Below are 22,415 nucleotides of genomic sequence, written 5' to 3'. Positions count from 1 at the left end.
GCCGTCTCATCGGGCCGCCGCGAGTGCGGACGCGTCGCGGTGGCCCTGCGCGATGCGGGGCGCGTCGACGGCGAGGTCCATCCCGCCGAGGCCGTAGAACCCGATGCGGTCGAGCAGGCCGCCGTAGCGCGCCTCGGTCCTCCGGATCGCCTCGGACCAGGTGGGGGCCACGATGGCGAACTCCTCGAGCACGTCGTCGGTGATGCAGCCGACCATGCCGTCGATGTCGCCGGCCCGCACGAACGGCTTGAGCCGATCGGTCAGGTCGCCCCAGCCGTGCATCTCGAAGATCGGGCGGTACGAGCCGGTCGATCCGTAGAAGGCGAGCTGCGAGCGCACCGCCCGGTCCATCCTCTCGTCCCCGCCGACCACCGCGAACACCGACGAGGTGAGCGAGACGGACCCACGGGACCGCCCGGCCCGCTCCAGTCCCTCGTGCAGGGCGGGCAGGGCTCGCTCGGTCAGGTACGCCCGGGTGCTGAACGAGTGGACGTGCACCCCGTCCGCGAGCTCACCGGCGAGGCGGTACATGTACGGGCCGACCGCGGCGATGAAGATCGGGATGTCGGGATGCTCGATCGGGCCCGGCGAGTGCATCGGCGTGAGCAGGTCCAGGTCGTGGAAGCGGCCGTGGAAGTCCAGCGGGTGCTCCCCCTGGAACGCCCCCCAGATGTGGCGCAGGAGCAGGACGAGCTCGCGCATCCGCGGGCCCGGCCTGTCGACCGGGGTCCCGAACCGCCGCGCGTTGTGGGCGGCGACGGTGGTGCCCAACCCCAGCATGAAGCGGCCGCCGGACATGCGCTGCAGGTCCCAGGCCGTCGTCGCCGTCACCATCGGGGACCGGGTGAACGCCGTGGCGATACCGGTGCCCAGCCGCAGTGTGGTCGTCGCCGCGGCGGCGACCGCGAGCGGCAGGTACGCGTCGTGCGGCGTCTCCGTGGTCCACGCGGCGGAGAAGCCCTCCGCCTCCAGGACCGGTGCCTCGCGGGCGACCGTCGCGGCGTCGAGCCGGAACATGCTGTCGAGGTCGAAACTCACCATCGGGGTCCTCGTTCTCGGGCGGCGGGTGGTCAGCTCGCCGGGTCCGCGTACCAGCCGAACTGGCCCGCCAGGCGCGCCACGTCCTTGTCGGGGTAGCGCTCGGTCCAGCCGGCCCGGCTGACCTCCGGCACCCCGACCTTGAGCTTCAGCTCCGCGCGGACCTCGGCGAGCTTGAGCCCGGCCACCAGGACGTCGAAGATCGGGACGACCGGGTCCTCGAGGTGGGTGAGCCCGCCGTAGCTCGCGAAGGTGCTCAGGCCCGCGCTGCCGACGAGGATGCTCTCCGCGCCGATCTCGACCAGCTCCCGGGCGCACTCCGCGATCTCCTTGGCGACGGTGGCGGGCTCGGTGAAGCCCTGGGTGAAGACCTGCATCGTCGGGGTGCGGAGCTGGCGCAGCCCCACGTAGCGGGAGCCGAGGCCGATGTCGTTCATGAACTGGTCCATGAAGCCGGCCCACGGGTTGTCGGCGACGGTCACGATGCCGATCCGCCGGCCGTAGCCCATCGCGAGCCCGGCCGCGGCCTCCATCGGGCCGACGACCGGGATGTCCAGCAGGCTGCGCGCCTCGCCCACCCCGGTGTCGCCCGAGCACGCGACCATGACCGCGTCGGCGCCGTCGGCCTGCAGCTGCAGGAACTCGTTGATCACGTCGACCTTGTTGAGCAGCGTGGGGAAGGCGAGCGCGGTGTCGGTGGCACGCCGCATGTGCCGGACGTACCGGTGCATCAGCTCGGTGTCGTCCCGCTTGGCGGCACCGAAGGTCTGGTTGATCAGCTCCGTGTACGGCTCGGAACCCTTCTCGACGGTGACGTGGACGATGCCGATCTTCATGGAGCCTCCAGGCGGGCAGCGTCGTCGGAACGGCGGATGGTCGGACGGCGCGCAGGTCGTGACGGCCCGACGCTAGCAGATCTACCAATTGGTTGGTGAAACTTGGGATGGTGCGCCGGAGAAGGCCAGGTGCAGGCGTCCGGTCCGGGGTCGGGGCGGATCGCTCCACCCGTGGTCGAACCCATTGCGCGGCTGCCCGAGCCGTCGTTGGGCGACCCTGGACATCTGCCAACCATTTGGTGTAATTTCGGTGATCCGAGCGGTCAACGGCGACGCATCCCCTCGCTGCGGTCGACCGCCTGTCCACGGTCCCGTGCCGCCACCGCTCCCGCCGCGCATGTCAGGAAGGCCGGAAGAGTGACTCTCCTACCTGGTGACGAAGAGTTCAACGATGCCCTGTCGCGCTACGAGACCGAGAGGGAGCGCCGCACCTCCCGCGTGCGCTCCCGTCCCCTCGACCTGAACGCCCACGAGGAGCTCCGACCCGTCCTCGCGGATCCGCTCGCGACACACGGGTCGCGCGAGCCCCGGGTGATCCAGACGGGTGTCCTGGTCGTCGGCACCGGCTTCAGTGCGATGTTGCTGGCGATGGAGCTGATCGATCGCGGTGTCGACGACTTCCTGCTGGTCGACACGGCCACCGACTTCGGCGGCACCTGGTACTGGAACCGGTACCCGGGCGCGCAGTGCGACGTCCAGAGCTACATCTACCTGCCGCGCCTGGAGCAGACGGGGTACGTGCCGACCGAGGCCTACGCCCACCAGCCGGAGATCCACGCCTACGTGCAGCGCCTCGCCCGCGACCACGACCTCTACCGGCGGGCTCTGTTCGAGACCCGGGTCACCTCGCTGACCTGGGAGGAGGCGCAACCGGGCTGGGTGACACGCACGAACCGCGGGGACGTGATCCGGTCGCGGTACGCCTACGTGGCCACCGGTCCGCTGTCGCAGCCGAAGCTGCCGGAGATCGAGGGCATCGACACGTTCGGCGGCCGGATGCTCCACACCAGCCGGTGGGACTACGAGCTCACGGGCGGGGGGCCCGGGGGAGACCTCGACGGGCTCGCCGGCAAGAAGGTCGGCATCATCGGCACCGGCGCGACGTCCGTCCAGGTGGTGCCGCACCTGGCCCGGTCGGCGGGGCATCTCTACGTCTTCCAGCGGACCCCGTCGACGATCGCGCCGCGGGACAACCATCCGACGGACGAGAGCTGGGCCGCGGGCCTCGAGCCCGGCTGGCAGCAGCGCATGATCGAGAACTTCACCGACGTGACGTCGGGGATCGAGCGCGACTGCCAGATCCTCGACGGCTGGACGATCAGCTCGCTCGCGATCCTGCGCTCGGCGCAGCTCGACGAGGTGATGCGGCTGGACCACGACTACGCGTCGGGCGTCCGTGCTCGGGTCGACGAGGTCGTGTCGGACCCGGCCACCGCGGAGTCGCTCAAGGGCTGGTACCCCTACTTCTGCAAGCGGCCGTGCTTCCACGACGAGTACCTGGACGCGTTCAACCGGCCCAACGTGACCCTGGTGGACACCCGGGGCCAGGGTGTGTCGGGCGCGGACGAGTCGGGCCTGACCGCGCTGGGCGAGCACTACGACCTCGACGTCCTGGTCCTCGCGACCGGTTTCGAGGTCGGCGCCCCCTCGGAGTTCGAGCGCCGCGTCGGGATCAGCATCCTCGGCCGGGGCGGGCTGAGCCTGAGCGAGCACTGGTCGAAGGGCATGAAGTCGCTCTTCGGGCTGTACACCACGGAGTTCCCGGGGCTCGCGTTCGCGCCGGCCATCCAGGCACAGGCGTCGCTGCCGCCGAACATCCCGCACGCCCTCGCCGAGGCCGCCAAGCACGTCGCCGGTGTGATCGCGAAGGCCGAGCGCGACGGTGCGGGGACCTTCGAGGTGTCCGGCGACGCGCAGGCCGGCTGGGTCGAGGAGATCGTGTCGCGCAGCCCCGCCCGGCAGCGGGGCTCGCGCGGCAGCCTCGAGTACCAGGAGAAGTGCGTCCCCAGCTATCTCAACAACGAGGGCCGGCTCGCGGAGAAGCGCTGGGAGGACGCGAACTTCGGCGCTCCGCCGAAGGAGTACTTCGCGCGTCTGCACGACGACGCCGAGACCCAGCACAAGACATTCCAGTTCGGGCGCGAGGGGTAGCAATGTTGGTCGACACCCAGGAACAGGCGGATCTGCGTGCCGCCGTGCGAACGCTCGCACGGTCGTACGGTCACGAGTACTACCTCGAGGCCTCGCGTTCCGGTCGCAAGATGGACGAGCTGTGGCACGACCTCGGGAAGTACGGCTTCCTCGGGGTGCACCTGCCGGTCGAGTACGGCGGTGGCGGCGCCGGGATCACCGAGCTGGCGATCGTGTGCGAGGAGCTCGCCGCGGCCGGGACGCCGTCGCTGCTCATCATCGTGTCCGCCGCCATCTGCTCCGAGCTCATCGGCCGGTACGGGACGGCGGAGCAGAAGTCGGCCTGGGTCCCGAGGCTGGCGGCCGGCGAGGCCAAGATGGCCTTCTCGATCACCGAGCCGGACGCGGGCCTCAACACCCTCGCGATGACCACCACGGCGGTCCGCGACGGCGACGACTACGTGGTCAACGGGCGCAAGTACTACGCCTCGGGCGTGGACGAGGCCGACGCGGTGGTGGTCGTGGTCCGCACGGGCGCCGACGAGCACACCGGCCGGGCACGGCTGTCGCTGCTCCTCGTCGATCCGGACGCGCCGGGGCTCGAGCGCCAGCAGATCCCCACCGAGGTGGTCTCCACCGAGAAACAGTTCTCGCTGTTCTTCGACAACGTGCGCGTGCCCGCCGACCGGCTCCTCGGGACCGAGGGGGAGGGGCTGACCCAGGTGTTCAACGGGCTGAACCCCGAACGGATCCTGGCGGCCGCCCTGGAGAACGGCATCGCGACCTACGCGTTGGACAAGGCCAGCCGCTACGCGGTGGAGCGCAAGGTGTGGGGGGTGCCCATCGGTCAGCACCAGGGGATCGCGCACCCGCTGGCGAAGGCGAAGATCGAGGTGGAGCTCGCCCGGCTGATGACCAGCCAGGCGGCGGCGCTGCACGACGCCGGGCTCGACGCGGGCGCGGCCGCCAACATGGCGAAGTACGCGGCGGCCGAGGCGGCCCTCGGCGCGCTCGACCAGGCCATGCAGACCCACGGCGGCAACGGCCTGGCGACCGAGTACGGGCTCGCGACGCTGTGGGGCATCACGCGGCTGCAGCGCACCGCGCCGGTGAGCCGCGAGATGATCTTCAACTACGTGGCGCAGCGGATGCTCTCGCTCCCGAGGTCGTACTGAGATGGCGCTGACGGACCCGGAGATGGCGAGCGTCGACGAGACCGGCGAGGTCGTCCTCGTCACCGGGGCCGCGGGCGGTCTGGGGGAGGCCATCTCCGCGGCCTTCGTCGCGCGCGGGGCCCGGGTGGTCGTGTCCGACCTGGACGGCGAGGCCGCCGAACGTGTCGCGGTCTCGCTGCGCGAGCAGGGCGGCCGGGCGGAGTCCGTGCAGCTCGACGCGTCCTCGCGCACGGACGTGGAGTCCACCGTGGACAAGGTCGTCGCGGGCGAGGGCCGGCTCGACGTCGTCGTCTCCCTGGCGGGCGTCGTCCGCAACGACTTCACGACCGCCATCAGCGACGAGGACTTCCGGCTGGTGATGGCCACCCATGTCGACGGCACGCTCAACGCGATGCGGGCGGCCCTGCCGCACATGAAGGAACGCGGGTACGGCCGCCTGGTCAACATGAGCTCGGTCGCGGTCCGCGGCTCGCTCGGCGGCGGTAGCTATGCGGCCGCGAAGGGGGCGATCGAGGGCCTCACGCGGTCGGCGGCGATGGAGAGCGCCCGGTACGGCGTCACGGTCAACTGCGTCGCACCGGGGCTGGTCGACGCGGGCATGTTCCGCGCCATCCCCGAGGAGTTCCAGGAGAAGTTCGCCGGACGGGTCCCGATGAGACGGGTCGCCCGGCCGGACGAGATCGCCGCCGTCGTCGCGTTCTTCGCCTCCCGGGAGGCGAGCTACGTGACCGGCCAGTCGCTCTACGTCTGCGGAGGGTCCTCCCTTGGCTTCTAGGTGCCGCTTCGAGGTCGAGGACTCCATCGCGACCATCGTCATCGACAATCCCCCCGTCAACGCGCTGCATCCCGAGCTGTCGGACGAGATCGCCGAGATCCTGGCGGGCTTCGCCCGTGACGGCGGGATCCGGGTCGTGGTGCTGACCGGCACCGGCCGGCACTTCGTCAGCGGCGCCGACCTGCACTACGTCCGGACGATCGGCCGGCACGAGGCCGAGGCCTACGCGCTGCGCATCCAGGCCATGCAGGACTGCATCCGGACCCTGCACCAGCCCGTGATCGCCGCGATCAACGGCACGGTGCTGGGCGGGGGGCTCGAGCTCGCGATGGCCTGCGACCTGCGCATCGCCGAGGAGCAGGCCCGGTTCGGCCAGCCGGAGGTCACGCTGGGGCTGATCCCGGGGGCCGGCGGGACGCAGAACCTGCCGCGGCTGATCCCGCCGGGCCGCGCCAAGCGCATGCTGTTCACGGGGGAGCGGATCGCGGCCGACGAGGCGCTGCGCCTGGGCCTGGTCGACGAGGTCGTCGGGACGGGCGAGGCGCGCGAGGCGGCCACCGCGCTCGCCCGGAGGATCGCGGCCAATGCGCCGCTGGCCGTCGCCGCCGTCAAACGCGCCGTCGACCTCGGCACCCAGCCGAACCTGGTCGAGGGCCACCGGATCGAGGCCACGCTGTTCGGGCCGCTGGTGGAGACCGCGGACCTGGCGGAGGGGATCGAGGCGTTCTTCGCCAAACGCCCCCCGCAGTTCATGGGAAAGTGACACACCCGGCCGGCCGTCGCGCGCCGGCCGTCGACGAATCAGGTGCGGGTCCCGCTCGCGCACGAATCGATCAGAGGGAAGGCCGATGGCGCCGAACGCAGTCAAGGACGACAGGTCGCAGGCGGAGCTGGAGCTGGAGGCGCGCGTCCGCCGCACCGTCGACCTGCAGATCAAGCGGGGCGAGCAGCTCGGGATCCAGGTGGCGGTGTACCGGCACGGCCGGCAGATCGTCAGCGTCGCCGCCGGCGACGCCGGCTTCCGGGACGCGCCGCAGCCGATCCGCGAGGACTCCGTGTTCTCCAGCTTCTCGGTGACCAAGGGCGTCGGCGCCGCGGCGGTGCACATGCTGGCGGACCGCGGCGAGCTCGACGTGAACGACCCGGTGGCGAAGTACTGGCCCGGCTTCGCGAAGAACGGCAAGGGCGCCATCACGATCGCGGAGGCACTGAGCCACCAGGGTGGCCTTTACCGCATGCCGCGCCCGTTGACCACGGAGTTCTTCGCGGACTGGGACGCCGGGATCCGGTGGATCGAGGACCTGGAACCCGCCTGGACCCCGGGCACGAGGAGCGGCATGCACGCCCTGTCGTGGAGCTGGGTCTGCGGCGGGATCGTGGACCATGTGGTGGGCAAGCGGATCGACCGTTTCGTCCGGGAGGACATCGCCGAGCCTCTCGGCATCGCCGACGAGTTCCTGTTCGGCATCGGCGACCGCGCCGAGGGCCGGCTCACCCGGCTCCGGTCGGTCAAGGCGGAGGGCGCCGTCGCCGGGGGTGTGGCGGCCAAGCCCTTCCCGCCGGACCACCCGATCTTCGACGCGATGCCGCCGGACAGCGACGTCAACTTCAACGACGACCGGATCCGCCGCGCGGTCGCGCCGGGCGCGAACGGCCATTTCTCCGCCCGCGCGCTCGCCCGCTTCTACGGCGCGCTCGCGCACACCGGCGAGGTCGACGGGGCCCGGCTGCTGAGCGAGGCCTATCTGCCGCGGCTGCTCGAGGTGCAGGTCGAGGGCATCGACGCGGTGACCGAGGTGCCGCTGCGCAAGGGCGTCGGGTTCCTGCTGGGCGGGGTCGTCGAACAGGTCTACGGGCCGATCGGCCCGAACCACGAGTCGTTCGGGCACACCGGGAACGGCGGTGCGGTCGCGTTCGGGGACGCGTCGCGCGGGATCGGCGTCGCCCTCACCCTCAACCTGCTCAAGAGCGTGCCCAACCAGCTCAACCCGGCGATGGACATCTGCGAGCAGATCCGAGCCGGGGTCGACGCGCTGTGACGGAGTCCGGGGAGCCCGGGGGAACGGCCGGGGTCCTGGCCGGCGTCCGCGTCGTCGAGCTGGCGATGTGGGCGATGGGCCCGAGCGCGGGGGCCGTCCTCGCCGACTGGGGCGCCGCGGTCGTCAAGATCGAGCACCCCGAGACCGGCGACCCCATGCGGGGGCTCAACACCTTCCTCCCCAACGGCCGCAACTACATGTTCGAGCAGGTGTCGCGCGGGAAGCAGAGCCTGGCGATCGACCTGCGGTCGCCCGACGGCCTCGAGGCCGTCCAGCGGCTGATCACCGCGTGCGACGTGGTGCTCACGACCATGCGGCCGGCCTCGCTGGAGGCCATGGGGCTGGACGAGAAGAGCGTGCGCAAGCTGAACCCGTCCGTCGTGTTCGCCTCCGGCACGGGATACGGCTCGGTGGGCCCGGAGGCCGGCCGCGGCGGTTTCGACCTGAGCTCGTTCTGGTCCCGTTCCGGCATCTCGGCCACGCAGACGCCGCCGGGCCAGGCCTTCGCCAACCCGATGCCGTCGCGGGCGTTCGGCGACGTGCTGACCGGCATCTCGGCGGCCGGCGCGATCGCCGCGGCCCTGTACTCCCGGCAGCGGACCGGGGAGGGGGTCAAGGTCGAGTTCTCGCTGTTCGGCACCGCTGTGTGGGCGATGTCGGGTGCCATCCTCGACGCCGTGCGCGATCCGTCGGCGGCGGAGCAGCCGCCTCCCGCGGAGGCGAGCCGGGCCACCGCGAGCCCGGTGACGACGAGCTACCGCACCTCCGACGACCGCTACGTCGTGCTCGTGCTCCTGCCCGCGGACCCGCACTGGCCCAGCCTCTGCGAGGCGGTCGGGCGCCCGGACATGATCACGGACCCGCGCTACGCCACGAACGCGGAACGCGTGCGGCACAAGGAGGAGTGCATCGCCGAGCTCGAGGCGGTGTTCGCTCGGCGCACCGCGGCGGAGTGGAGCGAGCGGCTGAGCGCGATGACGGGCGTCTGGGACATCGTGCAGCGGCCGGCGGACCTGCTGCGGGACGCGCAGGTCGCGGCGGAGGGCTTCGTCGAGTCCCTCGACGACGGGGAGATGACGCTCGTGCGCAGCCCGGTCACGTTCGACGAGCGGCGGCCGCCCCTGCGCCGCGCCCCGCAGATCGGCGAGCACAGCGACGAGGTGCTCGCGTCCGTCGGCTACACCGACGAGGAGATCCTGGACCTGCGCATCAGCGGGGCCCTGCTGTGATCCCGCGCCGGCCCCCGCTGCTCGACGAGCTGAACGAGGCCTTCTGGACCGGCGGGGCGGCGGGGGAGCTCCGCATCCTGCGGTGCGGCGCCTGCGGCTTCTACCTGCACCCCCCGTATCCACAGTGTCCGGTGTGCGGCTCCAAGCAGGTCGCGCCCAGCGCGGTCTCCGGCCTCGGGAAGGTCCACTCCTACACCGAGAACGTGCACGCGTGGGTCGAGGGGGCGACGCCGTACACCATCGCGCTCGTCGACCTGCCCGAACAGGAAGGGCTGCGGGTGCTGAGCAACCTCCGGGCGCCGGATCCGTCGGACATCACGATCGGGGCTCCCGTCCGGGTCTACTTCGAGCAGCTGACCGACGAGGTCTGGCTGCCCCTGTTCGAGGTGGAGACATGAGCAGCATGAGCAGCTTCGAGCACGACACCGTCATCTCGGGCATCGGGCAGACACCGATCGGTCGCCGGCTCAGCAACGCGAGCCTGAACCTCACGCTCGACGCCTGCCGCGCCGCGGTGGCCGACGCCGGCCTCGAGCTGTCCGACATCGACGGCCTGTTCACCTGGCCGGGCGCGGTCAACTCGCCGATGCCCGGCTTCTCGGGGCCCGCCTCGGAGGTCGTGCAGGACGCGCTTCGGTTGCGCCTCAACGTCCGCCAGTCGGTGTACGAGGGTGGTGCCCAGCTGACGGCACTGATCAACGCGTGCCTGATGGTGGCGGCGGGTCTGTGCCGGCACGCGCTGGTCTACCGGACGACCACGGAGTCGTCCGCCCAGGGCGGCGGGCGCAGGCGCGGCACCAACGACGGGGGCGGGGACGACGCCGCCGCGGGCAACTTCGGCTGGTTGGCCCCGTTCGGCGTCATGTCGATCGTCAACAGCGCCGCGCTGATGGCCATGCGCCACTTCGAGACCCGCGGGACGAGCCGCGAGACGCTCGCCGCGGTCGCGACGACCCAGCGCCGACACGCCGCCATGAACCCGGAGGCGGTGCTGCGCTCGGCGATGACCCTGGACGACTACCTGGGCGCGAGGATGATCTCGACCCCGCTCGGGCTGTTCGACTGCGACCTCCCCGTCGACGGGGCGACCGCCTTCGTCGTGTCCCACCGCGACTACGCGCCGGACGTGCCCGGCGGAGCAGTGTTCGTCGAGGCGAGCGGCACCGCCTCGCGCGAGCGGCAGTCCTGGGAGCACATCGACGACGTCGCGGACATGTCGGCGAACGGTGCGGCCGCGCAGCTGTGGAGCCGCACGTCGCTGCGGCCCGAGGACGTCGACGTCGCGATGCTCTACGACGGCTTCTCGATCTTCGTCCCGATGTGGCTGGAGGCGTTCGGCTTCTGCAAGGTCGGCGGGGCGGCCGAGTTCATCGGGGACGGCAGCCCGCTGAGCCACGGGGGCCGGCTCCCGACCAACACCCACGGCGGGCAGCTGAGCGCCGGCCGGACCCACGGCTTCGGCCACATCCGCGAAGCCGTCGTCCAGCTGCGGGGCAGTGGGGGAGAGCGGCAGGTGCGGTCGCGGCCGCGCGTCGCGCTCGTCGCGAACGGCGGCGGGACCCGGGCGGCGTGCCTGCTGCTCCGCGCCGCGGACCATGAATGAACGTTCGTGTAGCGTGACCGGGGTGTCGAGCCCGGTGCCCGGACCGGGCACGCCGTCCACCCGGGAGGGACCGTGACAGGACTGGCCGGCAAGGTGGCCTTCATCAGCGGCATCGGCAGGGGACAGGGCCGTGGCCACGCCCTCCGCCTCGCGGAGGCCGGCGTCGCGATCATCGGCGTCGACATCGACCGTCCCGTGGCCACGGTGCCCTACGCGCTGTCCTCCGAGGACGACGTCGCGCAGACCGTGAAGGCCGTGGAGGCGGTGGGCGGCCGGATCCTCGCCCGCGCCGCCGACGTGCGCGACCTCGCGGCCCTCCGGCGCGTCGCCGACGAGGGGGTCTCCCTGTTCGGTCGCCTCGACATCGTCGTCGCCAACGCCGGCATCGCCGGCGCCGCGCCGACGCTGGAGATGGACGAGCAGACCTGGCAGGACATGATCGACGTCAACCTCACGGGGGTGTGGAAGACGGTGCGCGCCACCGTGCCCCACATCGTCGAGGGGGGCCGCGGCGGCTCGGTCGTCCTCACGAGCTCGCTGGCGGCCCTGCGCCCGCACGAGAACACCGCGCACTACAGCGCGGCGAAGGCCGGACTCGTCGGGCTGATGCGGGTGCTCGCCAAGGAGCTTGCGCCGGACGGGATCCGGGTCAACACGATCCACCCGACGACGGTCGCGACGGAGATGACGCTCAACGACACGGTCTACCGGCTGTTCCGGCCCGACCTGGAGAACCCCGGACGGGCCGACTTCGAGGAGGTCGCCCGGTCGATGAACCGCATGCAGGTGGCCGCCATCGAGGTCGAGGACGTGACGAACGTGCTCATGATGCTCGTCTCCGACACCGGGCGGTACATCACCGGGTCGACGCAGCTCCTCGACGCGGGCGGGGCGCTCTGAGGGCCGTTCCCCGGTGCCGGAGCACGGGCGCGGCCGTCACACGCAGAACCCGGCGTCGACCCGGTGCCGGGTGCCCGTGACGTACCGACCGTCGTCCGACACCAGGAAGAGGATCATCCGCGTGACGTCCACGGCCTCGACGAGCCTGACCGGCAGCTTGTTACGCGCGTTCTGCCCCACCTTCGGCACGGACGCCATGTACGGGCCGAAGAAGTCGTTCTCGACCATGGGGGTGGCGGCCCCCGACGGATGGACGGTGTTGACGCGGATCGAGTACTCGGCGAGCTCGATGGCGTAGCTCTCCATCAGCCCCACCACCCCGAACTTGGCGGCGACGTAGCCGTCGAACCCGCCGAACTCGGCGACGCCGGCGTCGAACGCCTCGCGCAACGCCCCCTGGTCCCGGACGTCGGCCTCGGTGAGCAGGCAGTGCCGCCCGGCCTTCTCGATCAGCCGGGCGGTCTCCTGCAGGTCCTCGGGCGTCGACATCGGGTAGGAGACCGTGTCGAGCTGGCGGCACAGGTCGACACCGATGATGTCGGCGCCCTCCTCCGCCAGCCCCACCGCGTGCGAACGGCCCTGCCCTCGGGCCACCCCGGTGATGAAGGCGACCTTGCCGTCGAGCTTGCCCATGCGCGGTGACTCCTCGGCTACTTGTCGAGCAACGGAGCGATGTCGGTGGGCTGGTTCGCCGCCAGGACCGGCGTCCCGCCGTTGTAGGCGTAGAAGAACCGGAAGCCGCTGGAGACCCGCGGCAGGATCTTGATCACCGAGGCGCTCGGCGTCCAGGGATGGATGATCCCGCCGAAGTCGAGGTCCTTGGCCTTGTTGAGGGCGTCGTAGATGCCCTTCGCATCGGTCGCCTTCGCGTCGCCGGCGACCTTGGCGATGGCGTACACGGCGAGCCAGGCGTTGACCGCCGGATCGCGGATGAAGCTCGTCGCCGCCGGCACGTCGGTGTTCCCGGCCGCCCGCTCGGCCGCCAGGTCCGACAGCAGCAGCTGCATGCCGGGGATCGTGGAGGCCTGGGAGACCGGCGGGTAGATCCCGCTGATGTAGACCTGCTTGGCCGTCGGGCCGAGGGACTCCAGGAACGACGGGCTGATCGCGGACCCGCTCACGACGAACTTGTTCTGGTACCCGAGCTGGACCATGCTCTTCATGATCGAACCGATGGCGCCCTCGCCGCCGTTCATCAGCACCACGTCCGGCTTGCCGCTCACCGTGGTCGAGGCGGCGGCCGACAGGTCGCCGGTGTTCGGGGTCCGCACCACGGAGGTGACGGTGCCGCCCGCGGCCTTCACGATGTCCTGGGCCACCGGCACGCTCGACGACGCCGACGGCTGGTCGCTGAACACCATGCCGACGTTCTTGCCCAGGCCGGCCGCGTACTGGGCCTGGCCGGCCGAGTCGATGATCGTCGACCCCTGGAAGAGGAAGCTGTACTTGTCGGTGCCCGCCGTGCCGGCGTCGAAGTTGCCCACCGACGGGATGCCGGCGGCTCCGAGGGCGCCGAGGACGTTGGCCTGTCCCGGGACGTTGAAGTCGCCGGCGGTGGCGACGACGCCGTCGGAGACGAACTGGCGGGCGCAGGCGGTGGCCTGGTTGGCGTCGAACTTGTCGTTGCAGTACATGATCTCGAGGGGGTGGCCGTCGACGCCGCCCTTGGCATTGATCGAGCGGGCGGCGGCCTGGGCTGCGGCCGGGACGTCGGGGTAGCTGATGACGGCCTTGTTCGGGGCCATCACGCCGATCTTGAGCGGGGTGCCGGTCGCGCCGCCGGCGGCGGCCCCGCCGGAGCCGGACGGGCTCGAGCAGGAGGCGGTGACCAGCACCGTCGCGGTCAGGGCGGCGACGGCGAGCGCGCGGCGCGCGGGACGGGATCTCATCGTGCTTCTCTCTGTTGATCGGTCGGGGGTGGGTGGTGCGTTCAGAGCCCGAGCGCGCGGCCGACGATCTCACGCATGATCTCGTTCGTGCCGCCGTAGATCCGCTGCACGCGGGCGTCCCGCCAGCGGGTGGCGATCTCGTACTCGGTCATGTAGCCGTAGCCGCCGTGCAGCTGCAGGCACGCGTCGACGACCTTCCACTCGAGCTCGGTCGCCCAGAACTTCGCGCCGGCGGCCTCGGCCGCGGCCAGCGAGCCCGCCGCGTGCCGGTCGATGCAGGAGTCCAGGTAGACCTGGCCCACACGCAGCTCCGTCGCCAGCTCGGCCAGAGTGAACCGGTTGGCCTGGAACGATCCCACCGGCCGGCCGAAGGCGCGGCGCTCCCGCACGTAGTCCAGCGTGATCTCCAGCGACCGCCGGGCGTTCGCCACCGCGGTGACGGCCATGGCGAGCCGCTCCTGAGCGAGGTTGCCCATCATGGCGTGCAGGCCGCGGCCCGCCTCGCCGAGCAGGTTCGAGAGCGGCACCTCGACGGACTCGAACACCAGCTCGGCGGTGTCCTGCGCCAGTCGGCCCAGCTTGTCGAGCTTGCGTCCGCGGGAGAAACCGGGCATCGGGCGCTCCACGACGAACAGCCCGAGCCCGGTCACCCCGGGCTCGTCGACCTGCGCGGCGACGACGACCAGGTCGGCCTGGATCCCGCTGGTGATGAACGTCTTGGCGCCGTCGAGGACGTAGTGCTCGCCGTCGCGCCGCGCCGTCGTGCGGATGCCGCGCAGGTCGGACCCGGCCTCGGGCTCGGACATCGCGATCGCGACCACCTGCTCGCCGCTGGTGATCCCGGGCAGCCACCGGGCCTTCTGCTCGTCGTTCGTCAGCTCGGTGAAGTAGGGGCCGACGATGTCGTTGGTCAGGGTGAAGGCGTCGGTGCCGATCCCGAGCAGCGCCACCTCCTCGTCGATCACCGCGTTGAACCGGAAGTCGTCGACGCCGACGCCGCCGTGCTCGACCGGCGCGGCGAAGGCCACGAACCCCTGAGCGGCCGCCAGCCGCCAGAAGTCTCGGTCGATGACGCCTGCCTCGAGCCACGTGTCGCGCCGGGGCAACGCCTCGCGGGTGAGGAAGGTGCGGAACGCGGAGCGGAACGCCTCGTGCTCGTCGGTGAACACGGTCCGCGGGGGGAGCGCGAGGGTCATGTCACAGCCGCTGGATCAGCGTGGCGGTGCCCAGCCCGCCGCCGCAGCACATCGTGACGAGGCCGAACTCCTTGTCCTCGTCCTCGAGTTCGTGCAGCAGGGTGGTGAGCAGCCGCGCGCCCGTCGAGCCGAGCGGGTGGCCCAGGGCCATGGCGCCGCCGCGCGGGTTGATGCGCTCCGGCTCCACGCCGAAGTCGTCCGCCCAGGCCTTGACGACGGGCGCGAACGCCTCGTTGATCTCGATGAAGTCGATGTCGCTGATCTTCATGCCGGTGCGGTCCAGGATCCGGCGGGTGGCGGGGATCGGGCCCTCCAGCATCTTGACCGGATCGCAGCCGACCGACGTGTGGTCGACGATCCGCGCCCGGGGGCGCAGGCCCAGCTGCTGTGCCTTCTCGGCGGAGGAGAGCAGGACCGCGGCCGCGCCGTCGGAGACCTGGGAGGACAGACCCGCGGTGATCACGCCGTCCTCCTTGAACACCGGGCGGAGCGCGGCCAGCGCCTCCATCGAGGTGTCCGGGCGGATGCCCTGGTCCTTCTCCACCACGCCCTGGGGCGTCTGCACGGGAACGATCTCGCGTTCGAACAGGCCCGAGTCGCTCGCTCGCGCGGCGTTGCGATGGGAGCGGACCGCGATCTCCTCGAGGGAGTCGCGGGACATGCCACGCTCCGCGGCGATCAGCTCGGCGCCGATCGCCTGACCCCGGACGTCGTGCTGGGCGTAGAACTTCGGTGTCCAGGGGTTGCCGTGGTCGGCGAAGACCTGGTCGCTGGCACCGAACCCGTTGAGCCCCATGTGCTCCACCCCCGACCCGATCACCACGTCGTGGATCCCGGACGCGATGAGCGCGGTACCGAACCCGACGGCCTGCTGACCCGAGCCGCACTGGATGTCGAGGGTGGTCGCGGACGCCTCGATCGGCAGCCCCTCCTGCAGCCAGGCGTTGCGGGCGATGTCGAAGCTCTGCGTCCCGAACTGCTGGACACACCCGGCGAGCACCATGTCGACCGCGGCCGGGTCGAGCCCGGCCTGTTCCAGCACTCCGACGTAGGTCAGGCCGAGCAGGTCGGCGGGATGGAGGTCGCGGTAGACCCCCTTCTGCCGGTGGCCGCGTCCGACGGGCGTCCGGACCGCGCCGAGGACGACGACGTCGCGGGTGGGCTGAGACATGACTGCTCCCTGTGTGCGTGTGACGTGGCTGATGGGGGCGGAGCCGGCCCTAGACGCCGTACCCGCCGTCGACGTCGAGGCTCTGTCCGGAGATGTAGCTGGCGCGGTCCGAGCCGAGGAAGACGACGGCGTCGGCGACCTCGGTCGCCCGGCCGAAGCGCTGCAAGGGGATCCGCTGCACGACCTTCTTCCGCGCGGCGTCGTCGAAGTCGCCGCGTTCGGTGAGCGCGGTCGCCAGGCCGTCGGCGAGGATCCCCGGGCCCACGCAGTTCGCGCGGACGCCGAACCGGCCCTCCTCGGCGGCCAGGGCCCGGACCACGCCCTCGACGCCGGCCTTCGGAGCCGAGGACAGCCCGTCGCGCGGGGGGTAGGACCGGACCGCGAACGTCGTGACGGCGGTGAGCGAGCCGCGCCGTTCCCGCAGATGGGGCAGGGCCAGGGTGGCCACGGTGAAGAAGCCGATGAGCTCCTGGTCGACGTGGCGGGCGAACACCTCCGGCTCCACGGTGCCGAGGTAGCGCTGCGGGGGATACGGTCCCGCGGCGTGGACGAGCGCGTCGACGCCGCCGAGGGTCTCGCTCACCGAGTTCACGAAGGCCGCGACGTCGTCGCGGGCGGCGAGGTCGACGGACTCGAGCAGGCACCGCCGCCCGATGGCGAGCACCTCGTCGCGCACCTTCTCCGCGGCAACCCGGTTCGAGCGATACGTGAAGGCGACGTCGTAGCCGATCCGGGCGAAACCGGTGCACACCTCGGCCCCGATCGCTCCCGATCCGCCGGTCACGAGGGCGACGCGCGCCTTGTCGGCGCTCCGGTCGCCGGTCACGGACTTCCGGCCCCTCGCCCGCACCGGCCGGCGGACGCGGAGGCGTGCCTCGACTCGTCGAGCGCACCTGCTGCACGGGTGAGCAAACCATCCTCCTGTGCTCCGGGGCCGCGTCGAGACGTTCCGCGCGACCGCCGCGAAATATTTAACCGAACGGTTGGCAGAAGTCAACCGTGGACCGAGCTGTCGGGCGACGCCGGGTGGCGGTGTCGTGGCGCCGGGTGCGGTCTCTTGACAGCATCCGGCGCAGCCGGGGGAGAATGCGTGTCCCAGGACTTCGACCTGCGGCGTCGTGCGGCAGACGATGGTGTCTGCATGGTCGTTCTGCGACGTCGGGAACGGCTCCGGCGGAGCGCGGGCCGCGTGCGTCTTGTCCTCGGGCGACAGGTGATTTAGGCTCAAAATCAACCGATCGATTGGTTGTTCAAGTGACCTCTGTGCCGATGTCCGACCTCCGCATCGCCGACGTGCTGGCCCGTGCGGTCCGTGAGGCCCCCGACCGGGCCGCGGTCGTGTTCCCGGACGAGTCGGTGACCTACCGGGAGCTCGCGGACCGTGTCGAGTCGATGGCGCGGGGCCTGATCGCGACCGGCGTGCGGCCCGGCAGCTCGGTGGCGACGTTCATGCCGAACTCCGTCGACCATCTCGTGGCCATCTTCGCGGCCACCGGCCTCGGCGCCCTGTGCGTGCCGCTCAACACCCGGTTCCGGCGGCGTGAGCTGTCCTACGTGCTGCGCGACTGCGGCGCGACGGTGGTCCTCACGACCCTCCTCGGCGCGGAGTTCAGCGACCTCCCCGCCCGGCTCGGCGAGGTGGTCGGGGAGGGCGACGCCCGAGCGGCGGCGTTCCCCGACCTGGGCCACGTCGTGATGGTCGGGCCTGGAACCAGGCCGGGGATCGTCGATGCCGAGCGGTTCGCCGAGCTCGCCGACACCGTCCCGGCCGAACGGGCCCGCGAGCTCGCCGCGGGGGTGACCCCGGACGACCGGGCGATCATGATCTACACCTCGGGTACCACGGCCAGCCCCAAGGGCGTTCCGCTGCGGGGTCGCCAGCTGACCGGCATCGGGTGCCAGATCGCCGGCCGGCTCGGCGCGCGCAGCGGCGACCGGCTCTGGGACGCGCTCCCGATGTTCCACTCCTCCGCGTTGCTGCCGCTGCTGGCGACCTTCAGCGTCGCCGGCACCTTCGTGTCGTCGGCGACCCCGGAGCCCGGCGTCTCCATGGAGCTGATCCGCCGGGAGCGGGCCACCCTCCTCTGGCCGGCCTTCACCCACATCTGGCAGGCGATCCTCGCCGATCCCGGGTTCGCCCCGGAGCACTTCCGCGTCGTGCGTGCGGTGCTGTGCATCGGGCCGGGGGACACCCTGCGCCATCTCGAGGCCAAGCTGCCGAACGCACCCCTGCTGTCCTGCTACGGGATCACCGAGGGCTCGGGGATCCCGGTCATGGTGGCGGTCACGGACGACGCGCACGTGCGTCTGGACACCGGTGGGCTGCCGTTCGACGGTGTCGAGGCGAAGGTGGTCGACACCTCGACCGGCGAGCCGGCCGCACCGGGGGTGGTCGGGGAGCTCGCGCTGCGCGGGGCGAACGTCTTCGACGGCTACTGGAACGACCCCGAGGGGACGGCGAAGGTTCTCGACGCCGACGGCTGGTTCTCCACCGGGGACCTCGCCGTCGGCGACGGCGAGGGTCGCGTCTCCTACCAGGGCCGGCTCAAGGACATGCTCAAGGTCGGCGGCGAGAACGTCGCGGCCCTCGAGATCGAGGCGCTGATCTCGACCCATCCGGCGGTGAAGACCGTCGCGGTCGTGGGTGCCCCGGACGACCGGCTGATGGAGGTGCCCGCGGCCTTCGTCGAGCTCAAACCCGGTGCGAGCGCCTCCGCGGAGGAGCTGCGGACGTTCTGCGTCGGTCAGCTCGCCAGCTTCAAGGTCCCCCGCTACGTACGGCTGGTCACCGAGTGGCCGATGTCCGCCACCAAGATCCGCAAGATCGACCTCGTCCGGCAGCTCGCGCTCGAGACCGGCGGGGACCAGGCCTGAACCGGCGGCACGCCGGTCTCCCGACACGACGTCACGCCGACGTCGTTCCGACAGGACGAGGAACCAGAAGTGAGCACTGACGCCGAGCAGAAGCCCGACGCCGACCGTCCCCCGCCCGCCGCCGGCCGCACCGTGATCGGATGCGTGGGGGCCGGCCAGATGGGTGCCGGCATCGCGGCCACGGCGGTGGTCAGTGGCCTCGGCGCCGTGCTGCGCGACGTCTCCGCAGCGAATCTGGAGACCGCCCGCGGGCGTGCGGTCCGGGCGGGCGGCCGAGCCGGCCTGGAGCCCGACGAGGTGCTCGCCCACTGGAGTGCGACGGCGGGCTGGGAGGGGTTCGAGGCCGCCGACGTGGTCATCGAGGCCGTCTTCGAGGAGCCGGGGCTCAAGCGCGAGACGCTCCGGGCCGTCAGCGAGGTCGTGGGCGCCGGGACCGTGATCGCCACGAACACCTCGGCGATCCCGATCGCGTCCCTGGCCGGCGCGGTCACCGACGACACCCGCTTCCTCGGGACGCATTTCTTCTCGCCGGTGGAGCGGATGCCGCTCGTGGAGCTGGTGCCGCACACCGGGACCGCGCCGCGGACCGTGGCGCGGGCCGCCGAGCTGGCCCGGACATTGGGCAAGACCCCGATCGTGGTGGCGGACGTGCCGGGCTTCTTCACCTCCCGCGTCTACGCGCGCTGGCTGATCGAGGCCACCCGGCTGCTCCTCGACGGCGTCGACCCGGCCCAGGTGGAGGAGGAGGCCGCCGAGATCGGGTTCCCCGTCGGCCCGCTCCGGGCGCACGACGAGGTCACCGTCGACCTGGTCGTCAGGGCGAGCCTGACCCAGGTCGGCCGCCCCGTCCTCGCCGGCCGGATCGACGTCGACGCCGTCGAGCGCGCCCTGCGGACGCTCATCGCGGCCGGGGTCGAGGGGCGCCGGCAGGGGGAGGGGTTCTACGCCTACGCCGACGGGCGGCGGACCGGGCCGAACCCGCGGATCCCGGAGCTGCTCGGGCTGACCCCCCGGCGGGTCATGTCGGGCGAGGCCGGCGAGCGGCTGCTGCTGGCGTTCGTCAGCGAGTCCCTTCTCTGCTGGGACGACGGGACGCTCTGCCATCCCGACGACGGCGACACCGCGTCCGTGCTGGGCATCGGCTTCCCCCCGGGTCTGGCCGGCCCGTTCCGGTACGCCGACGACATCGGCGCGGCGGCACTGGTCGAGCGGCTCGAGCGGCTCGGTTCGCCCGCGTTCCCGGTCGCCCGGTCGTTGCGCGCGCTCGTCGCCGACGGCGGGACCTATGCCGGGCAGCGCCGCCGCCCGACGCCGGGGGCGGTCCTGTGAGGACGGCTGTCGTCACGGGTGGGAGCAAGGGGATCGGCCTCGCCACCGCCCGCGCGCTCGTCGCCTCGGGCCACCGGACGATCATCACCGGACGCAGCGCGGCGAGCCTGGGGTCGGCACAGGAGGCGCTGGGGGGCGCGGGCCTCGTCGCGACGCTGCAGCTCGACGCCCGCGACCACGCCGCCGCTCGCGAGGCGCTCGCGGCCGCCGCGCCCGACGTCCTGGTCGCAAACGTCGGCGCGGGCTTCTCGGGCACGGCGCAGGACACCGGCCTGGCCGACTGGCAGTCCATCATGGATACCAACGTCACCACGGCGTTCACCGCGGTCAGCGCCGTCCTGGGCGGGATGCTGGACCGGGGATGGGGTCGGATCGTCACCGTGGGGTCGCTCGCCAGCCACCGGGGTCTGCGCTACGCGGCCGCCTACACGGCGTCGAAGCACGCATTGCTCGGCCTGACCCGCGCCGTCGCCGCCGACATCGAGGGCTCGGGCGTCACGGCCAACCTGGTGGCCCCGGCCTTCGTGCGCACCGACATGACGACGGAGAACGTCGACCGGATGGTCGCCGGTGGGCGGCGGACCGCGGCGGAGGCCGAGGAGCAGCTGGGTCGGGTGTCGACGTTGGGGCGCCTGCTCGAGCCCGAGGAGGTCGCCGTCGCCGTCCTCGACCTGGTCCGGGGCGACGCCAACGGAGAGCTGAGGATCCTCGGCGATCTCGCCCGGGTCTGACCCTTTGTCGGGCTCGTCGCACCGCTTCATTTCGTGATAACATCCGTTATTCAACCGACTGATTGATTGAAGATGAGTCGGAAGTCGTCCCTCGACGGGAGTGGCAGCGCGAGTGATGGAGCCTGACATGGTCGAGCCGGCCGGCCGGACGCTCCCGGATCACGTCGATCCGAGGCACGTGGTGCATTTCGACCCCGTGACGAGTGCCGAGATCACGGCGTTCCCACCGGCGGCGTTCGACGCCCTGCGGCGGCCGCACCCGGTGTTCTACAGCCCCCTGTACGGCGGCTTCTGGGTGATGACCCGCTACGAGGACATCGCCGAGGCGTTCAAGGACGATGCGCACTTCGGGCAGTGGAGCGCGGGGATCCCGCCCGTTCCCTATGCGCATGCGCAGATCCCGTTGGGTCTGGACCGCCCGGAGCACACGCCGTGGCGTCGCCTGCTGATGCCGTTCTTCACTCCCGGTCGCGCCAAGCTCCTCGAACCCGTGCTGCGCGTGGTGGCAAGGGACAAGGTCGCCTCCTTCGTCGAGCGCGGCGAGTGCGAGATCTACGCGGACTACGCGATTCCGCTGGCCGCGGCGGCCTTCGGTATCCAGATGGGGATGTCCGCCGACCTCTTTCCCGCGCTCAAGAGCCTCGCGCACGACGTCGCGTACGGTTCCGCGAAGGTTGCCAACGAGCGGGGTGTCGCGGAGGCGAGCGCATTCCGGCGGGCGGCGACGGACAAACTGGACGCCATTCTCTCCGACATCGTCCCGCAGCGACGCCGCAATCCCGGGAACGACCTCGTCAGCGCGCTGATCGAGGCGCGGCTGGAGGTGGCCGAAGGGGAATCCCGGCCACTGACGGACGCGGAGATCACCGGGGCCTGTGAGCTCCTGTTCCGGGCCGGCACCGACTCGACCGCCTCGATGATCTCCTACTGCTTCCTGCACCTCGCCGCGAATCCCGAGCAGCGGGCGCAGATCCTGGCGGGTCCGCACGAACAGCTCAGGGCCGTGAACGAGCTGATGCGGTACAACAGTTTCCACCTGGTTCCCCGGGTGGTGCGAAGCGACGTCCGGGTCGGCGAGGTCACCATGAAGAAGGACGATCTGGTCATCCTCGCCACGGGCGCGGCCGGCCGGGACCCCGAGGAGTTCGACGGTGCGGGCTCCGTCGACCTGCACCGGGCCCGCAACCAGCACCTGGCCTTCGGCGCGGGTGTGCACCGATGCCTCGGTGCACACCAGGCCCGGGTGGAGATCGTCGTCGCGGTGGAGGAGTTCCACCGACTGATCCCCGGGTACGGGCTCGACGTCGAGACGCCGATCTCCTATGTCGCGGCGACCTCGAAGGCGCGGCCGAACGCGGTGCCACTCGTCCTCGCGCACAGCTCCGTTGCGGCCGCGGGCTGACGAGCGGCCCGGTGCTCCCACCGCGGGCGGGCGGGTCGCAAACGATACACTATTCCCGGGTAAGGGCCCGATGATCGGCCCCGTGATTGACCAGCTGT

The 22,415-nt window shown here is 71.7% G+C and carries 20 protein-coding genes; 13 read left to right on the top strand and 7 right to left on the bottom strand.

Annotated elements, in window-relative coordinates:
- Nucleotides 1-6: 6 nt before the first annotated feature.
- Together ABD324_RS17145 and ABD324_RS17140 are read right to left on the bottom strand one after the other, a co-directional pair.
- On the bottom strand, nt 7-1,041 hold the full coding sequence (locus ABD324_RS17145; protein ID WP_344417782.1) for a TIGR03617 family F420-dependent LLM class oxidoreductase: 1,035 nt from the start codon (nt 1,039-1,041) through the stop codon (nt 7-9).
- Between the two features lie 29 nt (nt 1,042-1,070).
- The gene (locus ABD324_RS17140) at nt 1,071-1,874 is read right to left on the bottom strand and encodes an aspartate/glutamate racemase family protein (protein WP_344417780.1); all 804 of its coding nucleotides are present in this window, start codon (nt 1,872-1,874) and stop codon (nt 1,071-1,073) included.
- Nucleotides 1,875-2,231: 357 nt separating this feature from the next.
- Here ABD324_RS17140 and ABD324_RS17135 point away from each other — a divergent pair, with 357 nt between their 5' ends.
- The 9 genes from ABD324_RS17135 (at nt 2,232) to ABD324_RS17095 (ending at nt 11,725) form a co-directional block, all read left to right on the top strand.
- Nucleotides 2,232-4,025, top strand: coding sequence for a flavin-containing monooxygenase (locus tag ABD324_RS17135; RefSeq protein WP_344417778.1), 1,794 nt, complete (start codon nt 2,232-2,234; stop codon nt 4,023-4,025).
- A gap of 2 nt (nt 4,026-4,027) precedes the next feature.
- A complete protein-coding gene (locus ABD324_RS17130; RefSeq protein WP_344417776.1) occupies nt 4,028-5,179 on the top strand; it encodes an acyl-CoA dehydrogenase family protein in 1,152 nt (383 codons plus the stop codon).
- Between the two features lies 1 nt (nt 5,180).
- Complete coding sequence (locus tag ABD324_RS17125; RefSeq protein ID WP_344417774.1) at nt 5,181-5,954, top strand: SDR family NAD(P)-dependent oxidoreductase; 774 nt, start codon at nt 5,181-5,183, stop codon at nt 5,952-5,954.
- Nucleotides 5,944-6,717 carry an enoyl-CoA hydratase/isomerase family protein gene (locus tag ABD324_RS17120; RefSeq protein WP_344417772.1) on the top strand — a complete coding sequence of 258 codons (774 nt, stop codon included), beginning with the start codon at nt 5,944-5,946 and terminating at the stop codon, nt 6,715-6,717. Before ABD324_RS17125 ends, ABD324_RS17120 begins: the two co-directional genes overlap by 11 nt.
- An 85-nt stretch (nt 6,718-6,802) precedes the next feature.
- Nucleotides 6,803-7,993 carry a serine hydrolase domain-containing protein gene (locus ABD324_RS17115; RefSeq protein WP_344417770.1) on the top strand — a complete coding sequence of 397 codons (1,191 nt, stop codon included), beginning with the start codon at nt 6,803-6,805 and terminating at the stop codon, nt 7,991-7,993.
- Nucleotides 7,990-9,222: a CaiB/BaiF CoA transferase family protein gene (locus ABD324_RS17110; protein ID WP_344417768.1), complete on the top strand. Its 1,233-nt coding sequence runs from the start codon at nt 7,990-7,992 to the stop codon at nt 9,220-9,222. The genes ABD324_RS17115 and ABD324_RS17110 overlap by 4 nt, the downstream gene beginning before the upstream one ends.
- On the top strand, nt 9,219-9,620 hold the full coding sequence (locus tag ABD324_RS17105; RefSeq protein ID WP_344417766.1) for a Zn-ribbon domain-containing OB-fold protein: 402 nt from the start codon (nt 9,219-9,221) through the stop codon (nt 9,618-9,620). The genes ABD324_RS17110 and ABD324_RS17105 overlap by 4 nt, the downstream gene beginning before the upstream one ends.
- The gene (locus tag ABD324_RS17100) at nt 9,617-10,825 is read left to right on the top strand and encodes a thiolase family protein (protein ID WP_344417764.1); all 1,209 of its coding nucleotides are present in this window, start codon (nt 9,617-9,619) and stop codon (nt 10,823-10,825) included. The genes ABD324_RS17105 and ABD324_RS17100 overlap by 4 nt, the downstream gene beginning before the upstream one ends.
- Nucleotides 10,826-10,897: 72 nt before the next feature.
- Nucleotides 10,898-11,725 (top strand): mycofactocin-coupled SDR family oxidoreductase, encoded by an 828-nt coding sequence (locus tag ABD324_RS17095; RefSeq protein WP_344417762.1) that lies wholly within the window; start codon nt 10,898-10,900, stop codon nt 11,723-11,725.
- 36 nt (nt 11,726-11,761) lie between these two features.
- On the opposite strand, the gene ABD324_RS17090 is transcribed toward ABD324_RS17095, so the two are convergent.
- The 5 genes from ABD324_RS17090 to ABD324_RS17070 are packed head-to-tail and all read right to left on the bottom strand — an operon-like array spanning nt 11,762 to nt 16,807.
- Nucleotides 11,762-12,358, bottom strand: coding sequence for an SDR family oxidoreductase (locus ABD324_RS17090; RefSeq protein ID WP_344417760.1), 597 nt, complete (start codon nt 12,356-12,358; stop codon nt 11,762-11,764).
- A 17-nt stretch (nt 12,359-12,375) separates the two neighbouring features.
- Nucleotides 12,376-13,614 (bottom strand): ABC transporter substrate-binding protein, encoded by a 1,239-nt coding sequence (locus ABD324_RS17085; protein ID WP_344417758.1) that lies wholly within the window; start codon nt 13,612-13,614, stop codon nt 12,376-12,378.
- 41 nt (nt 13,615-13,655) lie between these two features.
- Nucleotides 13,656-14,810 carry an acyl-CoA dehydrogenase family protein gene (locus ABD324_RS17080; RefSeq protein ID WP_344417756.1) on the bottom strand — a complete coding sequence of 385 codons (1,155 nt, stop codon included), beginning with the start codon at nt 14,808-14,810 and terminating at the stop codon, nt 13,656-13,658.
- A 1-nt stretch (nt 14,811) separates the two neighbouring features.
- Nucleotides 14,812-15,981, bottom strand: a complete 1,170-nt coding sequence (locus ABD324_RS17075) for a thiolase family protein (RefSeq protein WP_344417754.1) — start codon at nt 15,979-15,981, stop codon at nt 14,812-14,814.
- 49 nt (nt 15,982-16,030) lie between these two features.
- Complete coding sequence (locus tag ABD324_RS17070; protein ID WP_344417752.1) at nt 16,031-16,807, bottom strand: SDR family NAD(P)-dependent oxidoreductase; 777 nt, start codon at nt 16,805-16,807, stop codon at nt 16,031-16,033.
- A gap of 443 nt (nt 16,808-17,250) precedes the next feature.
- On the opposite strand from ABD324_RS17070, the gene ABD324_RS17065 reads away from it, so the two are divergent.
- From ABD324_RS17065 to ABD324_RS17050, 4 genes are all read left to right on the top strand, one after another.
- Complete coding sequence (locus ABD324_RS17065) at nt 17,251-18,855, top strand: class I adenylate-forming enzyme family protein (protein ID WP_344417750.1); 1,605 nt, start codon at nt 17,251-17,253, stop codon at nt 18,853-18,855.
- 69 nt (nt 18,856-18,924) lie between these two features.
- Nucleotides 18,925-20,184, top strand: a complete 1,260-nt coding sequence (locus tag ABD324_RS17060; protein ID WP_344417748.1) for a 3-hydroxyacyl-CoA dehydrogenase NAD-binding domain-containing protein — start codon at nt 18,925-18,927, stop codon at nt 20,182-20,184.
- A complete protein-coding gene (locus tag ABD324_RS17055) occupies nt 20,181-20,915 on the top strand; it encodes an SDR family NAD(P)-dependent oxidoreductase (RefSeq protein ID WP_344417746.1) in 735 nt (244 codons plus the stop codon). Before ABD324_RS17060 ends, ABD324_RS17055 begins: the two co-directional genes overlap by 4 nt.
- 127 nt (nt 20,916-21,042) lie before the next feature.
- Nucleotides 21,043-22,317, top strand: coding sequence for a cytochrome P450 (locus ABD324_RS17050; RefSeq protein ID WP_344417744.1), 1,275 nt, complete (start codon nt 21,043-21,045; stop codon nt 22,315-22,317).
- Nucleotides 22,318-22,415: the final 98 nt, after the last annotated feature.

The organism is Pseudonocardia ailaonensis (genome assembly GCF_039531635.1).
GTDB classification, from domain to species: domain Bacteria; phylum Actinomycetota; class Actinomycetes; order Mycobacteriales; family Pseudonocardiaceae; genus Pseudonocardia; species Pseudonocardia ailaonensis.
The sequence above is the reverse complement of the archived record's forward strand: the minus strand, read 5'-3'. Positions and strand labels throughout refer to the sequence as shown.